Raw genomic sequence first — 13,562 nt, forward strand, 5'->3', positions numbered from 1 at the left:
CCGCTGCGGAGGGGAGCCGCCCGATGGACCAGAGCGCAGAGGACGAACCGTCGACAAGTGAGACATCGGCATATGAGCTGCCGGATTGGGCGGACCGACTCGCCGCATCCCGAAGGACACTCGATTCCCTGCGGGATCCGGATTCCCGAGCGCGCGGCCTCAATGCGATCGTCGACGTGGACGCGAGCCGGGTCGATGAGACGCTGATCGAATCGGCTGCCCGCCGAGGCTCGCCGCTGGCGGGACGCATCGTGGCCATCAAGGACATGATCGACGTCGCCGGAATCGCCACTCGGTGCGGCTCGGATCTGTGTGCAGGGGAGCCGAAATCCGGGGACGCCGAGGTCGTAGCCGAGCTGCGCCGATCCGGGGCGATCGTCGGAGTCAAGACGACCACGCACGAGTTCGCCTACGGTCCCACCGGAGATGTGACGAACAGCGGACCTGTTCTCAATCCGCACGATGACACTCGGATGGCGGGCGGATCCAGCGCAGGGTCGGCGGCGCTGCTGGGCGAAGGTTCTGTCGATCTGGCGTTGGGAACGGACACCGGAGGTTCCGGGCGCACGCCGGCCGCCTTCTGCGGAGTCTATGGTCTGCGACCGACCTCGAACTCGCTGAGTTCGGTAGGCGTCTTCCCGCTTTCGAAGAGCCTCGACACGGTCAGCCCGATGGCCGGAAGCGCGGAAGGGCTGAGTGATCTGTGGACGGCGCTCACCGGAGAGATGACCGAAGTTCCAGCGGCTTCGGCCCGGCTGACGATCGCCGAACTCGAAGGTGGTCAGTGGTCACATCTGCAGCCCGAGGTCGCCGAGGCGATCGTGACCGTCCGCTCCAGGCTTGCCGAGATGGGACACCGGATGACGAGGAGAGAACTGCCTGAGACTGCACGAACCATCGAGCTCTACGATCTCGTCCAAGGCGCCGAAGCCGCTGCTGTGCACAGCGAGAACATGGCCGACCATCCCGAGCTGTTCCAACCGGAAGTCCGCGGCCGGCTCGAAAGCGCACGTAAGATCCCCGGGTGGCAGTATGTCAATGCCCTTGAAGAACTGACCACCATGCGCGAGCACTCCGACGGGGTCTTCGGCGGTGCGGACATTCTTCTGTGCGCAACGACGCCGGTGGCGGCTCCGCCGGTCGGCGCTCGCGCCGATTTCGCCGCAGGACGATCGACGGTGCGTGAAGTGGCACTGCATCACACCATTCCCTTCAGCGTGCTCGGCCTGCCTGCCGTGAACATCCCTGTATGGGGCGCGGGGCGACCGCTGCCCGTGGGCGTGCAGCTGATTTCCAGATCCGGAAATGAAGGTCAGCTTCTCGCTCTTGCCGAGGCCGTCGGCGACCTGCGCTGCGCGGACTGAGCAGCCGCTGGGGCGAAAACCACCACCTCGGCGGTGGAGGAAGTCGCCTCAGCAGGAGCAATGCACGTGTGCAGCGAGGAGAACAGGCGCCGATGTTTGTACGATGGGAAGATGCAGAGTCCACGCGGTTCCGAGGGTAGGCGAGCCAGCCGCATCACCATGGCGGATATCGCCGCTGCCGCCGATGCCGACGTGTCGACGGTCTCGCGCACGCTGGGCCGGGAACGGGATTCTATCCGAACCCAGAAGGGCAGGCGCATCTGGGAGATCGCCGACGAGCTGGGCTATTCGCCCAATCTCACCGCTTCGTCGCTGCGGACGAACACGACCAGGCTCATCGCCGTCTTCGTCCCACGTCTGCGCGATGAAGTCCTCGCCCTCATGTACGAGGGGATCGAGGAAGAGCTGCAGGGGCAGGGGTACCAGTGCATTGTGCTCTCGACGGGGGATGATCCGGAGGTTCAGCTGGCCAAACTCGACGTCGCGATTCAGCGCGGGGTCGACGGGATCCTCTTCGGTGATGCGATGGTCGGGTCCCAAGTGCTGTCCAAGGTCGAGAAGGCCGGTATCCCGTATCTGCTCTTCAACCGTCCCCTTGAAGGGCACCGGTCAGTGACCTGCGATGACTTCCACGGGGGAGTCCTGGCCGCCGAACATCTCATGGAACTCACCGATGGTCCCCTCGTGGTGTACAGGGCGATGGACTACGCCGAGAACCTCGTCAATCGGTCCGAGGGATTCATCCGAACGGTCAGAGAACAGGGTCGGACCCCGATCGACGGGTTCCACCTCAACGGCGGGATCTACGCCGAGGACGGAATCCTGGCGGCTCGGGAGATGATCGCAGAATGCGACGCACCCTTCGGCGCCTTCGTCGTCAACGACACGGCAGGGATCGGCGCTCTGGGCGAATTCTCGCGCTCCGGTCTGACTCCGGGAAGCGATGTATTCGTCGTGGGCTTCAATGACATCTCGTTGGCCAAGGCCACTCCGATCGCGCTCTCGACGATCGTCAGCCCCACCCGCGAGCTGGGACATCTGGCAGCCTCCTCACTGCTGAGGATCATCGGCGGGGGCGATCCGGAGTCGGTGCAGCTGCCCGTGGAGCTGGTGGTGAGGGAGTCATCTGTTCCGCTCGCGAACCAGCCGTGAACGCACGGGCTGCCCGGTCGCAAGGAACGACCGGGCAGCAGGGCGTGCTCGGTTCGCACAGAGAACTCGGATCATGTGGCGCGGGCGATGTGCTCGGGAGGTCAGGTGCGTTCGACGCGGCCGTGCTTCCAACCGCTGATGTCGATGCCGAATCGGCTGCGGACATGGGCGAGCAGCTCGTCGATGTCGTCGAAGACGAGATGCGAGCCGTTCCGGCCGCGCAGCGCCCACCGGTCCTGCATGGTCACAAGTGTCTGACCGGGAGGCAAGGCAGAGCGCAGCTGCCCCAACAGCCGATACTTCACGCCCTTCTCATTGATGTGGGCCGTGGCCTCCGACACTGCCCGTGACGAATTGCAGGCACCGCACATCAGGGCATCACATCTCCGCTGTTGGGTCCCAGCGTCTGCCCGGTGTAGAGATCGCCCCCGGGAGAGGACGCCAGAAGGAGTGCTGTCGGAGCCACTTCCTCCGCAGTACCGAAGCGACCGATCGGCAGCTCGGCCTGTTTTTCGCGCTTCCACTCATCGCTGAGGCCGTCGACCAAAGGCGTGTGGATCGGGCCGGGAGCGATCGAGTTGACGAGGATGTTCTCAGGAGCCAGCTCGAGGGCCATCGCTTTGGTCATGCCGATGACGCCGGCCTTTGCCGCGACATAGTGGGTCAGTCCGGTTCCACCCTTGATCCCCAGCTGCGAAGCGACGTTGATGATCCTGCCGCCGCCTCGGCGCTGGAGGTGCGGCAGTGCGAAGCGGGCGGCGAGGAAGACTCCCTTGAGGTCGATGTCGATCGTCCTCTCGAACGTTTCGACGCTCATTTCGGCCAGCGGAGTCTCGTCGAGTGTCCCCGCCGCCGAGACCACGATGTCGAGCCCGCCGAGGCGCTGCGCCACGCGATCGACCGCGGATTGCATCGATTCGGCGTCCGTGACATCTGCGGTGACAGCGATGGCGGTTCCGCTGTTCGACAGCGACGCGGCAGAGGCTTCTGCCGCCTCGCTGTTGATGTCGAGGACGGCGACCGCGGCTCCCTGCTCGACGAAGATCTGGGCGATCGCGGCTCCGATTCCGCTGGCGCCTCCGGTGATGAGCGCGACCTTGGACTTCAGCTGTTCCTGTGTCATGTGTTCCTCTTCCAGAAGGTGTGTCTCAGGGCGGTGTCTCAGCTGGGCCAGCGAATGGTCAGCCCACCGTCGACGATGAGTTCCTGGCCCGTGACATACGCGCTGTCATCGCTGGTGAGGAACCGGATGGTGCGGGCGCATTCGTCTGTGGTGCCGACTCGGCCCCAGGGGATGATGGAGCCCGCGGCCTCGAGTCCTTCCTTGCCCAGAGAATTCGCCCCGTCCAGTGACTGGGGACTCTCGATGAGCCCAGGAATGACCGCATTCACGCGGATGCCCTGCGGTGCCAGCTCGACGGCAAGAGACCGGCACAGACCGAGGACGCCGGACTTGGCAGCCGCATAGTGTGCGTGCTCTTCCCAGCCGTAGACTCCGCCGGCGATCGAAGAGGTGGCGACCATCGCTCCGCCCTTGCTCATCTTCGCCGCTGCTGCCTGGAAGACGCGTAAGACGCCGTTGAGGTCGACATCGAGCATCTCGCCCCATGAGTCGTCAGTCATATCGTCGAGGGCGTTGCGGCGGAGGATTCCGGCGGCAGCCACCGCGATGTCGAGTCGCCCGAACTCGTCGATGGCGGCCTGTGCCATGGCTTCGCACTCTTCGGTGCTGCGCACATCGGCGGGCAGCGCGATGCACCTGGCGCCTTCGGCTTCGACGGCGGTGATCGTCTGCTGCACGTCGTGATCGTCTCCGGGGAAGTAGTTGACCACGCTGTGGGCTCCGGCACGGGCGTAGGCCACAGCAAGTGCCTGTCCGATTCCGCTCGCACCGCCGCTGATCACAGCGACCTTGCCGGCCAGTCCGTCATCGTTACTCATTGGTTCCTCTCCTTGTGTGGGTGAATGGTTCATCAGACGCACCGCTCACCGACCGGGGCCGCTTCAGCCCTTCTTCCGAGGTGAGCGCTGAGCGAAGTCGGCTGCGACGTCCTTCATATAGGCGAATTCGACGCCTTCGTGCGCGGCCATGTGATCGAACAGGCGCTCGAGCATGAGGAGGTTCTGCGGACGGCCCGAGACATCGGGATGGATGGTGATGGGGAAGACGGCGTAATCCATTTCGCGGTAGACCCAGTCGAACTGGTCGCGCCACAGATCCTCGATGTCGCGTGGTGAGACGAAGCCGTGCGAGGTGAAGGAAGATTTGATGAACATCATGGGCGGCAGGTCATCGAGGTACCAGGAGGCAGGGATCTCGATGAGATCCGTCTCCGTGCCGCGGACCAAGGGCTTCATCCACTCGTGTGCTGACTCGGCGTCGTAGTCGATCTTGGTCCACTGGTCGCCGACGCGAACGTAGTAGGGGGTGTGGTCATCGTGCATAAGGGAGTGGTCGTAGAGGAATCCGCGCTCGGCGAGGAGCTCGTTGGTGACCGTGGAGAACTCCCACCATGGTGCGACGTAGCCGACGGGTTTCGTGCCGGACCGTTTGGTGATGAGGTCCGTGCAGTAATCGAGGATCTCCTCTTCCTGCTTGCGCGTCATGGCCAGGGGGTTTTCGTGCGAATACCCGTGGACGCCGATCTCGTGTCCGGCCTCGACGACCTTGTCGAACTGCTCAGGGAAGGTTTCGATGGAGTGACCGGGCCAGAACCAGGTCGCCGGCATGTTCCGGCGGCGGATGAGCTCGAGCAGTCGGGGGACGGCGACCTCGCCGGCGAACATGCCGCGGGAGATGTCGCCGGGGGAGTCCTCTCCGCCGTATGAGCCCAGCCAGCCTCCAACGGCGTCGACGTCGATTCCTACGGACACGAAGATCTTCTTTGACATGTGGACTCCATTTCTCCATTGATATGTGGTTTCGCAGCGGTCGATGGTCAGCGAACCGGGGTCGGGAGGATCGGTCTCAGTCGCCGTGCATTTTGCCGCAGCCTCGCATCTTCTGCATTCATTGTTGCAATCGATTGTAAAACCGATAGTGCGACTGTAGCGCAGACGAATGTGGCCCGCAACACTCCTTCGCGCGGTCGCGGTTGGCTGGGCGAGTGTGGCCGAGGGGAGTCGAGAGGGTGGCTGCGGATCCACGTCCCCGACGAAAGGAGGAGGTCCTCCCGTCGCTCTGCTCCGACACGCTGCGGTGTGGGGAGAGCGGCGGGAGGACCTGTTCGTGCTGGTGCCCGGGTGGTCAGGCTCGCGGATCGACGATGATCTTCACGTGCTGTTCGTTGTTGTCGATGAGTTCGTCGAATCCACCGGTGATGAGTTCGTCGAGGCCGATGCGAGCGGTGATGAATGCCGAGAGATCGATCTTGCCGCTGCCCGCCAACTCGATCGTCGACGGGTGATCGCCGGAGTAGCCGATCGTTCCGCGCAGGTCGATCTCTTTGAGGACGAGCTTCGGCATGTCCACTTCTGGTTTGTGGCCCCAGATCGAGACATTGACGATGACCCCGCCCGGTCGGACTGCGTCGAGGAGCATGTCGAGAACCACCGGGACCGAAGAGCACTCGAAGCCGACGTCGGCGCCCTTGCCGTCGGTGCGTTCCCGGACGGCCTCCGCGACGTCACCGTCGCGAGGATCGAAGACCTCGTCGGCGACGCCGGTGGTCAAGGCCATCTTCTTCCTGGCTTCGGAGAGCTCGGAGATGTAGACGGTCAGGCCTTCGGCCTTGAGCACCGCAGCCGTGAGCAGACCGATGGGCCCCGCGCCACCGACGATGGCGACCTGACCGGACTGCGCTTCAGAGCGGGCATAGGCATGGTGGGCGACGGAGAGCGGTTCGATGAGCGCCGCCTGGTCGAGGGGGATGTCTCCGATCGGATGCACCCAGCGACGCTGCACGACGATCTTCTCGGCAAGGCCGCCTCCGCGCCCGCCGAGGCCGATGAAGTTCATGTCCTTGGACAGCTGGTAGCTCTCACCGATGCTCGTGTCGACGTCGTCGGCGATGATGTAGGGCTCGACGACCACCGTCTGTCCGACCTTGAGGTCGGTGATGCCCTCGCCGAGGTCGGTGATCGTCCCGGAGAACTCATGCCCCATCGTCACCGGTGCAGATTCTCCGGAGATCGGGTGAGGGTGGCCTGCCGGTGGGACGAAGATCGGACCTTCGAGGTATTCGTGGAGGTCCGTTCCGCAGATTCCGCACCAGGCGACGTCGATGGCGACGGTGCCCGGCAGGAGATCCGGTTCCGGAATGTCTTCGATGCGGATGTCTTTGCGGTCGTAGAACCGTGCTGCTCTCATCATGTTTCCCTTCGAGTGGTGCCGCGGCAGCGGGTGTCTTCGAACGATAGGCCCGGAAGCCGCCGGAGAGCCAGGGTTGCACGAGATTGCGTGGTGGGGTGAATCACCGTTGAACAATACCCTATGGGGGTATATGTTGAGGGTATGGACAAGCATCGCACTCATCGGCATTCGGATCACGAGGAACACGGCGGTTTCGGCGGACATGAGGGTGCCGCAGATGGAGCCGGCCACGCGGATCATGCCGGCCACGCCGGCCACGATGATCATGTCGCGCAATTCCGACGACTGTTCTGGATGATGCTCGTCATCGCCGTTCCCGTCGTCGCATTCAGCCCGATGTTCGGCCATCTGGTCGGCTACGAAGTCCCCGATGCCGGGTTGGTCGGAGCGTTGTCGTGGCTCGCGCCGATCCTCGGCACGGTCATGTACGTCTGGGGCGGCAAGCCCTTCCTGACCGGAGGCGTCTCCGAGATCAAGGGACGCAGCCCGGGGATGATGCTGCTCATCGCCTTGGCGATCACGGTCGCCTTCGTCTCATCATGGGGATCGTCCCTCGGTCTCCTCGACCCGCAGCTCGACTTCTGGTGGGAGCTGGCGCTGCTCATCGTGATCATGCTTGCCGGGCACTGGATGGAGATGCGATCGCTTGCGCAGACCACCTCGGCGCTGGACAGTCTGGCGGCGCTGCTGCCGGATGAGGCGGAGAAGATCGAAGACGGCGAGGCGGTGGTGGTGTCGCCCGATGACCTTGTGGTCGGTGACGTCGTCCTCGTCCGTCCGGGGTCGTCCGTGCCGGCGGATGGTCGCATCCTCGAAGGGTCGGCGAGCATGGACGAATCCATGGTCACCGGAGAGTCGGCGACTGTGCGCCGTGGCGAAGGCGATGCCGTCGTCGCCGGGACCGTGGCCACGGACTCGGGGCTGCGGCTCGAGATCACGGCGATCGGAGAGGACACCGCGCTCGCCGGAATCCGCAAACTCGTCGCCGATGCCCAGAATTCCTCGTCCCGGGCCCAGCGCATCGCCGACAGGGCCTCGGCCTGGCTGTTCTGGTTCGCTCTCGGATCGGCCGTGGTCACGGCCGTCGTCTGGTCGCTCATCGGCATGCCGGACTCCGCGGTCGTCCGGACGATCACCGTCCTCGTCATCGCCTGCCCGCATGCCCTCGGCCTGGCGATCCCGCTGGTCGTGTCCATCGCCACCGAGCGGGCTGCTCGTGCCGGGGTGCTGGTCAAGGACCGGCTGGCGCTGGAGACGATGCGCACCGTCGACTCCGTCCTGTTCGACAAGACCGGAACCCTGACAAAGGGTGAACCGACGGTCACCGGCGTCGAGGTGGTGCCGGGCGCTCATTCGGCACGAACAGAAGCCGAAGTGCTCCGTCTGGCTGCCGCGGCAGAGGCCGACAGTGAGCACCCGCTGGCGCGGGCTCTCGTCCGGGCCGCGGACGAACAGGGCCTCGACGTTCCGTCCGCAGCCGAATTCTCCTCGTCTCCCGCAGTCGGTGTCAGGGCTGTCGTCGATGGTCGGACCGTCGAGGTCGGCGGGCCGAGGCTGCTGGCCGAACACGATGCTGCAGAGGCGCAGATCGCCGACCAGTGGCGGTCCGAAGGCGCCATCATCCTTCACGTGCTGGTCGACGGCGCGGTCATCGGCGCGCTGCGGCTGGCCGATGAGATTCGTCCGGAGTCACGCGACGCTGTTGTGGCCCTCCACGCCATCGGTGCTCAGGTCGTGATGATCACCGGTGACGCCGAGGCGGTCGCGAAGTCCGTGGCTGCCGATCTCGGCATCGATCGCGTCTACGCCGGCGTCCATCCCGCAGACAAGGCTGCCAAGGTTGTTGAGTTGCAGGACGAGGGTCGGCAGGTGGCGATGGTCGGCGACGGGGTCAATGATGCGCCTGCACTGGCGCAGGCCGACGTCGGCATCGCCATCGGCGCCGGCACCGATGTGGCGATCGGCTCGGCTGGAGTCATCCTCGCGTCCGACGACCCGCGCTCCGTGCTCTCGATCGTTGAACTCTCCCGGGCAACCTACCGCAAGATGAAGCAGAACCTGTGGTGGGCGGCCGGTTACAACCTGCTGTCGGTTCCGCTGGCAGCAGGCATCCTGGCGCCGATCGGCTTCGTCCTGCCGATGAGCGTCGGTGCCATCCTCATGTCGATTTCGACGATCGTCGTGGCGCTCAACGCTCAGCTTCTGCGCCGGCTCGACCTGCGTCCCGAATCCGCGGTCGAGCACGTGTCCTCGTGACGCTGATTCGCGCGTGAGGGGAGAGGCACCCGGAGGAATCGGGCTCAACCGAAAGCCAGCCGGCTTCCTCGCGGAGGCGTTCGGCTTTGGGGGTGCCGCACTCGGGCAGGGGCTGCACCGATAGGCTGGTGCCCATGAAGTCAGTTGCCCGTCTCATCTGCACAGCTTCGATTGCCTTGGTGCTGCCTCTGAGCGCTTGCGGCTCCAGCGACGAAGAGCCCGCGGCGGACTCGACTCCGACGCAGACCATGTCGGTTGTGACACAGGGCTTCGACTCGCTCGAAGACCTGTCCGACTATGTGGCGGAATCGCTGGATGGGGTCGAGGTGCATCTTGAATCGGAGACGAACCCGGACTTCGATGCGCAGAACGAAGCCGACCGCCTCCACGTCGATTTCACGTCGGACCAGCAGCGGGCAGCGGACATGGAAGCGACCGCACTCATCGTCCAAGCGGCCTCGCAGGCCGCCTTCGACTACGACATCCTCATGGTCACCGGTGACGTGTCGGCCGGGGAGTGGTCGTATCTCTACGACCGAGACACGGTCAAGAAGCTCACGAGCGATGGAAGCATCGTCGTCGCCGATGTCTGGGACGCTGCAGAACAGAGTTTCGACACCCTCCACCGCTGAGGCCGCCCCCTCAGGCCCGACTCCGGGGACAACAGGCCAACGACAGAGGCCGACGCAGAACCTCTGCGTCGGCCTCTGTCGGTTCCATTTCTCGAGGGGGGGCTCGACCTATTTCTCGACAGCGACCCCATCGGCATCGGCGAAGACCATCGCTCCGGGACGGATCGTCGCCCCGCCGATCACGACGGGCACGTCGATCTCTCCGACTCCGTCCTTCGCGCTTTTGCGCGGATTGCTGGCCAGCGCCTTGATGCCGAATTCCATCTCGGCCAGAGCTTCACGGTCGCGGACGGCTCCGTTGATGACCACTCCGGACCACCCGTTGCTGACCCCCGCCTCGGCGATCATGTCGCCCATCAGGGCGGTGGCGATCGAACCGTCGCCGTCGATGACGAGGACGGCGCCGTCACCGGGTTGGTTGAGAGTCTGCTTGACCAAGGCGTTGTCCTGGAAGCACCGGATGGTGCGGGCGGGGCCGGAGAATGAGATCTTGGCCCCGAAATCTCCGAAATTCAGCGCGACGGAGTACAGCTCATCGCCGCGCTCGTCCCAGAGGTCTGCTGTCGATACTGTCATGATTGCGCCTTCCGCTGATCGTGTGAGCGAGTGTATGCGTGGTGATCAGGCGAATGCCTGAGCCCGAGCATAGAGTCCGGGCACCCCACCGGAGTGGATGAAGACGACATTCTCCTCTGCGGAGAACCTGCCCTGCCGGACGAGGTCGATGAGACCGGCAGCCGCCTTGCCGGTATACACGGGGTCGAGGAGGATCCCCTCGGTGCGGGCGAAGAGTCGCACGGCCTCGACCATTCCTGCAGTCGGCAGGGCGTATCCGATACCGTAATAGTCGCCGAGTCCCACCGTGTGCTTCCGGGCGGCCGGGGACAGGCCGAGAAGCTCGGCGGTGGATCCGACGAGACCGTTGATCTTCGTCTCCTGGTCTTCGCGTGCGCGGCTGACATTGATCCCGACCACGGCGGTACTGCTGCCGGCCGCCTGGAGACCGACGATGAGGCCTGCCTGCATGCCGGCCGAACCGCTGGGTGTGATGATCGTCGTGGATTCGAGCCGCGCCGAGGCGAACTGATTGAGCATCTCCTGCGCGCAGTCGACATAGCCGAGGGCACCGATCGGGTTCGAACCGCCGACAGGGATGACATAAGGATTCTTGCCTTCTGACCGCAGGGACTCCGCCAGGGACTCGGCCTCACCGAGGAGGTCGGCGCCGTTGCCGAGTACCGTGACCGAATCGGCGCCGAGGAGATCGAAGAGCAGGAAGTTGCCCGTGAACTCCGGCGGATTCGACCCTGCCGGACCGAGGCCGGTCCCTTCGGGGCCGAGATCCTCTTCGACGATGAGGTGACAGTCGAGCCCTTCACGACGGGCCGCGGCGAGAGTCAGGCGGCAGTGATTGGACTGGACGCCGCCGACGGTGACCAAGGTGTCGGCTCCCTGCGCCAGTGCATCGGCGATGAGGAACTCGAGCTTGCGCGTCTTGTTTCCGCCTTGGGCCAGTCCCAGCTGATCATCCCTCTTGACCCAGATCTGCGGCCCGCCCAGGTGCGCGCTCAGCTGCGGCAGATGTTCGAGCGGAGTCGGTCCGGAACTGTAGCGGCGACGTGGAAAAGCCTCAAGAGTGACCATGGTCTCCGAGTGTACCCGCAGGTCCGGACTCAGTTCTCACCTCGTGAAGCGCGCTGTGAGCACGGCGCGATCCGCGTTCTTCGCAGCGGCATGCCTGTCCACTTCGAGAGTGAGCAGACGGCCGGTCGTCCGGTTGGCATAGACGGCGGTGGCCGTCGTCTCGTCGGCGTCGGCGGCCACGCGCTTCCACTGCTTCACATGAGCATCCCCCTGCGCAGTGAGAGCTCTGACGACTTTTGGCCGTGCTCGTTTCTCCAGGTCGCCGGTCGTGCCTGAGACCCACGCGCGGATGAGGCCGTCCGCATAGTCCGCGGCGGTGTTCGGGTGACCGACGCTGTGTGTGTCGGCTGCCGTTCGTCTCACTTCAGGCGCCTCCGACTCAGTCGATGTCGATGCGGTCGTCTGCGCGCCGGACGGCTCTCCGGCAACGGCCGGACCGGCCGAGAGCAGACCGCTGCCGAGGACGACGGCGGCCGCTGCGGCAGACACACGGTGAGCGGCGGTGATGAACATGGTGGCGAATCCTCCTGCAGATCGTGGTCATTGCTGGAGCTGAGTATCGTCCGCCCAAGTGAGAAGCACCGCCCGGAGCCTGAGCAAAGGCTTGGAAGCCGAAGTCCGATTGCGAATGTTTCATTGCGATCATGCGGCATCTCCGAGATATTCGACCAGGGCTCGGAGTCACCGACGATGAAGCCGCAGAAGTATGACGAAAACAAGTGACCTGACGGAATCAAATCGTGATCACGTCTGGTCGGCGGACGTCGTGTCGGCCGACGCTTCGGCGGAGGTGGCTCGTGCGTCCTCCTCCTGGTCCATCCAGTCCTTCCCATCGAGGATGCGAGCGACCATCATGGAGCTGGCCTGATCGCCGACAGAGTTCACGGTGGTCGCCGGCGGGTCGATGACTGTGCCGATGATCTGGATGATCGGCAGCGCTGCTGCCGGGAAGCCGTAGAGGGTGATGATCATCAGCTCGCCGATGAACCCGCCCGAGGGGATTCCGGCCATGACCATCCCGGCCAGCAGCGCCACAGCGACGCCGATGAGGATGTTGCCCGGGGTGAAGAAGTCGCGGCCGAAGACGGCGAAGAGGAAGGAGATCTTAAGTATCGCGGACAGGCTCGAACCTTCCATGTGGATCGTCGCTCCGATCGGAATGATCGTCTCCCTGACATCGCGGGGCACGCCGATGCGCTCGCCGGCTCGCAGGTTCGCCGGAATCGCCGCCACCGAGGAGGACGTGCCCAAGGAGATCGCCGTCGGTTCGATGATGTTGCCCCAGAAACGGGTGACTCCGCGACGGCCGCCTGCGAAGAAGGCATAGAGAGTGAACGCGAGGATGAAGTAGACGATCGCCACCGGGTAGTAGACGAGGAAGGCGCGCACATAGTCGCCGACCAGCTGCGCCCCGAGCTCGCCGATGAGGGCCGCGAAGTAGGCGCCCAAGCCGATCGGTGCGTAGTACATGATGATCGAGGTGAACTTGAGGAACACCTCGGAGCCGGAGTTGAGGAACTGAGCGAACGGCCTGCCCGCCTCACCGATCTTCGACGTGGCGATGCCGACGACGACGGCGAAGACGATGAGTGCGAGCATGTGCTCGGCGGAGAGGATCTTCGAGAAGTCGTCGACGACGAAGGTGGATACGAGCTGATCGCCGATCGATCCGACCTCCTCGACGTCGTCGGGCTGAGACATCTCGACCTGGACCCCCTCTGTGGCCTTCGTCATCCACAGGGCTGCGATCATGACGACCGAGGCGATGATGCCGGTGACCGCGAAGACTCCGAGCATGCCGCCGAGGATCTTTCCCAGTCGCTTGGCAGAGGACATTCCCGCTACCGCTGAGGCGATGGAGAAGAACACCAGAGGCACGACAAGGGTGAACATCATATTGATGAACAGAGTGCCGAAGGGTTTGATGACGGTGGCGCGCTCTCCGAAGACGAGTCCGATGATCGCACCGATGACGACCCCGGCGAGGATGAACAGCGGGAAGCGATAGTTGCGCAGGACCCGAAGGAGCCCCGACTTCTGCGGCTGATGGCCGGAGCCCGTCGGGCTCGAATCGACGAGGGAGGGCATAGAGCCTGCCTTTCACATAGTGCGTGGCGGCAGGAGAGACCGCCAGGAGAGATCATAGTGGGCATTCACGATCAGCTGGTTGGAATGTCGCCGTCGGAGGGACGACCGAGTGCT

13 protein-coding genes are annotated in these 13,562 nt (G+C 64.5%); 4 read left to right on the forward strand and 9 right to left on the reverse strand.

What is annotated here, in order from left to right; translation table 11 throughout:
- Positions 1–23: 23 nt before the first annotated feature.
- Both EB836_RS04500 and EB836_RS04505 read left to right on the forward strand, forming a co-directional pair.
- A complete protein-coding gene (locus tag EB836_RS04500; RefSeq protein ID WP_135538002.1) occupies positions 24–1,364 on the forward strand; it encodes an amidase in 1,341 nt (446 codons plus the stop codon).
- Positions 1,365–1,475: 111 nt separating this feature from the next.
- On the forward strand, positions 1,476–2,516 hold the full coding sequence (locus EB836_RS04505; RefSeq protein ID WP_167854352.1) for a LacI family DNA-binding transcriptional regulator: 1,041 nt from the start codon (positions 1,476–1,478) through the stop codon (positions 2,514–2,516).
- A gap of 101 nt (positions 2,517–2,617) precedes the next feature.
- On the opposite strand, the gene EB836_RS04510 is transcribed toward EB836_RS04505, so the two are convergent.
- The 5 genes from EB836_RS04510 to EB836_RS04530 all read right to left on the reverse strand — a co-directional run bounded on the left by EB836_RS04510 (position 2,618) and on the right by EB836_RS04530 (position 6,825).
- Complete coding sequence (locus EB836_RS04510) at positions 2,618–2,857, reverse strand: hypothetical protein (protein WP_135538006.1); 240 nt, start codon at positions 2,855–2,857, stop codon at positions 2,618–2,620.
- Between the two features lie 29 nt (positions 2,858–2,886).
- The gene (locus EB836_RS04515; RefSeq protein WP_135538008.1) at positions 2,887–3,639 is read right to left on the reverse strand and encodes an SDR family oxidoreductase; all 753 of its coding nucleotides are present in this window, start codon (positions 3,637–3,639) and stop codon (positions 2,887–2,889) included.
- 38 nt (positions 3,640–3,677) lie between these two features.
- Positions 3,678–4,457, reverse strand: coding sequence for an SDR family oxidoreductase (locus EB836_RS04520; protein WP_135538010.1), 780 nt, complete (start codon positions 4,455–4,457; stop codon positions 3,678–3,680).
- Between the two features lie 63 nt (positions 4,458–4,520).
- On the reverse strand, positions 4,521–5,408 hold the full coding sequence (locus tag EB836_RS04525) for a polysaccharide deacetylase (protein ID WP_135538012.1): 888 nt from the start codon (positions 5,406–5,408) through the stop codon (positions 4,521–4,523).
- Positions 5,409–5,763: 355 nt separating this feature from the next.
- On the reverse strand, positions 5,764–6,825 hold the full coding sequence (locus tag EB836_RS04530; protein WP_135538389.1) for a 2,3-butanediol dehydrogenase: 1,062 nt from the start codon (positions 6,823–6,825) through the stop codon (positions 5,764–5,766).
- Positions 6,826–6,969: 144 nt separating this feature from the next.
- Between EB836_RS04530 and EB836_RS04535 the strand changes: the two genes are divergently transcribed.
- Positions 6,970–9,084 carry a heavy metal translocating P-type ATPase gene (locus EB836_RS04535; RefSeq protein ID WP_135538014.1) on the forward strand — a complete coding sequence of 705 codons (2,115 nt, stop codon included), beginning with the start codon at positions 6,970–6,972 and terminating at the stop codon, positions 9,082–9,084.
- A gap of 134 nt (positions 9,085–9,218) precedes the next feature.
- Positions 9,219–9,716, forward strand: coding sequence for a hypothetical protein (locus EB836_RS04540; RefSeq protein WP_135538016.1), 498 nt, complete (start codon positions 9,219–9,221; stop codon positions 9,714–9,716).
- Positions 9,717–9,824: 108 nt separating this feature from the next.
- On the opposite strand, the gene rraA is transcribed toward EB836_RS04540, so the two are convergent.
- The 4 genes from rraA to EB836_RS04560 form a co-directional block, all read right to left on the reverse strand.
- Entirely contained in the window at positions 9,825–10,292 is a 468-nt protein-coding gene (gene rraA, locus EB836_RS04545; protein ID WP_135538018.1) for a ribonuclease E activity regulator RraA, read from the reverse strand.
- Between the two features lie 45 nt (positions 10,293–10,337).
- Positions 10,338–11,360, reverse strand: a complete 1,023-nt coding sequence (locus EB836_RS04550; protein ID WP_135538020.1) for a D-cysteine desulfhydrase — start codon at positions 11,358–11,360, stop codon at positions 10,338–10,340.
- Positions 11,361–11,396: 36 nt separating this feature from the next.
- Positions 11,397–11,873, reverse strand: coding sequence for a hypothetical protein (locus EB836_RS04555; RefSeq protein WP_135538022.1), 477 nt, complete (start codon positions 11,871–11,873; stop codon positions 11,397–11,399).
- A 231-nt stretch (positions 11,874–12,104) separates the two neighbouring features.
- Positions 12,105–13,448, reverse strand: a complete 1,344-nt coding sequence (locus EB836_RS04560) for a dicarboxylate/amino acid:cation symporter (protein WP_135538024.1) — start codon at positions 13,446–13,448, stop codon at positions 12,105–12,107.
- Between the last annotated feature and the right edge of the window lie 114 nt (positions 13,449–13,562).

The organism is Brevibacterium sp. S111 (assembly GCF_004745075.1).
Lineage (GTDB): Bacteria > Actinomycetota > Actinomycetes > Actinomycetales > Brevibacteriaceae > Brevibacterium.

What these genes read in the sequence shown, in the direction of transcription:
- rraA (WP_135538018.1), bottom strand. Translation starts at nt 10,292, where the DNA reads ATGACAGTATCGACAGCAGACCTCTGGGACGAGCGCGGCGATGAGCTG.
- EB836_RS04530 (WP_135538389.1), bottom strand. Translation starts at nt 6,825, where the DNA reads ATGAGAGCAGCACGGTTCTACGACCGCAAAGACATCCGCATCGAAGAC.
- EB836_RS04540 (WP_135538016.1), top strand. Translation starts at nt 9,219, where the DNA reads ATGAAGTCAGTTGCCCGTCTCATCTGCACAGCTTCGATTGCCTTGGTG.
- EB836_RS04560 (WP_135538024.1), bottom strand. Translation starts at nt 13,448, where the DNA reads ATGCCCTCCCTCGTCGATTCGAGCCCGACGGGCTCCGGCCATCAGCCG.
- EB836_RS04500 (WP_135538002.1), top strand. Translation starts at nt 24, where the DNA reads ATGGACCAGAGCGCAGAGGACGAACCGTCGACAAGTGAGACATCGGCA.
- EB836_RS04520 (WP_135538010.1), bottom strand. Translation starts at nt 4,457, where the DNA reads ATGAGTAACGATGACGGACTGGCCGGCAAGGTCGCTGTGATCAGCGGC.
- EB836_RS04550 (WP_135538020.1), bottom strand. Translation starts at nt 11,360, where the DNA reads ATGGTCACTCTTGAGGCTTTTCCACGTCGCCGCTACAGTTCCGGACCG.
- EB836_RS04535 (WP_135538014.1), top strand. Translation starts at nt 6,970, where the DNA reads ATGGACAAGCATCGCACTCATCGGCATTCGGATCACGAGGAACACGGC.
- EB836_RS04505 (WP_167854352.1), top strand. Translation starts at nt 1,476, where the DNA reads ATGCAGAGTCCACGCGGTTCCGAGGGTAGGCGAGCCAGCCGCATCACC.
- EB836_RS04515 (WP_135538008.1), bottom strand. Translation starts at nt 3,639, where the DNA reads ATGACACAGGAACAGCTGAAGTCCAAGGTCGCGCTCATCACCGGAGGC.
- EB836_RS04525 (WP_135538012.1), bottom strand. Translation starts at nt 5,408, where the DNA reads ATGTCAAAGAAGATCTTCGTGTCCGTAGGAATCGACGTCGACGCCGTT.
- EB836_RS04555 (WP_135538022.1), bottom strand. Translation starts at nt 11,873, where the DNA reads ATGTTCATCACCGCCGCTCACCGTGTGTCTGCCGCAGCGGCCGCCGTC.